Below are 990 nucleotides of genomic sequence, written 5' to 3' on the forward strand. Positions count from 1 at the left end.
CCGCCGGGGCCAGCGGTTCTCATCACGGTCCCCCTCGCAGTCTGGTGCGGCACCCGGATGTGCCGGATGTGCCCCCGCCACCCTGCGACAGGCCGCGCGCGGCGCGGCAGGGCGGCGGGGCCACACCCGGGGGAAGGGCGTGGTGCGCTTTCGGGCAACACCCGTTCCCGGACTGGCCGGCCCGGCACGTCAGATCAGCCCGTTGCGCAGCGCGTAGCCGACCGCGTGGGCCCGGTTGCGCAGTTGCAGCCGCGTGATGATCTCGTGCAGCACGTTCTTGACGGTCCGCTCGGAGTACGCGGTCTTGCGGGCGATCTCCGCGGTGTCCAGGCCCTCCGACACCATGCGCAGCATGTCCGCCTCTCGCGTGGTCAGCGTGGACAGGGACATGCCCCGCGAGTCGAGCGCCGAGCGCTGGAGGCTGCCCACATGGGTGAGCAGCTTGCCGAGCAGGTCACCGGGCAGCACGCCCTCGCCGTTGGCTATCGCCAGCACCAGGCGCAGGAGTTGGTCCTGGTCGGCTTCGGCGCGCCGCAGCACCGCCGCCACACCGCACTCGATGACGCGTTGCAGCGAGCCGGAACCGAGGGTGGCGACCACCAGACCGGTGCGGGTGTCGGTGTTGTGCCGCAGCCGGTGCAGCAGGGCCGCCACGTCGTCGTCGACCTGGTCCACGACCACCAGTGACACCTCCGCCCGCTCGACATGGGTGTCGGCGAGCAGATCGATCTCGGGGCGCTGACGCAACTGCTGGACGACGCCCAGCCGCAGGACCGGGTCGGCGGCGTAGACGGCCACGGTCACTCGCTCGGGGCGTTCGGAACGGGAGGTCCTGTGCATGGGCCAGGCCGGGGTGGGCACATGTGAGGTGGTGGCGGACATGGCCGGTCCGGTTTTCTCTTGGGTGGGCATGACGGCTTACCTGTCTGATGGGATGCGTAACGGGGCCGGGCAGGAGCGGGAGAAAGCGGGAGGCGGGGGAAGCAGGGG

Annotated in this window: 1 protein-coding gene; it reads right to left on the reverse strand. The window is 71.3% G+C overall.

Going from position 1 to position 990, the window contains the following annotated elements:
- Window positions 1-189: 189 nt before the first annotated feature.
- The gene (locus CCN42_RS40225; RefSeq protein ID WP_245877694.1) at window positions 190-840 is read right to left on the reverse strand and encodes a helix-turn-helix transcriptional regulator; all 651 of its coding nucleotides are present in this window, start codon (window positions 838-840) and stop codon (window positions 190-192) included.
- Window positions 841-990 lie beyond the last annotated feature (150 nt).

This window comes from Streptomyces glaucescens, assembly GCF_002154375.1.
GTDB lineage: Bacteria > Actinomycetota > Actinomycetes > Streptomycetales > Streptomycetaceae > Streptomyces > Streptomyces glaucescens.

Excerpts from the sequence above, each read along its gene's own strand:
- CCN42_RS40225 (WP_245877694.1), bottom strand. The coding sequence starts at position 840 with ATGCACAGGACCTCCCGTTCCGAACGCCCCGAGCGAGTGACCGTGGCC.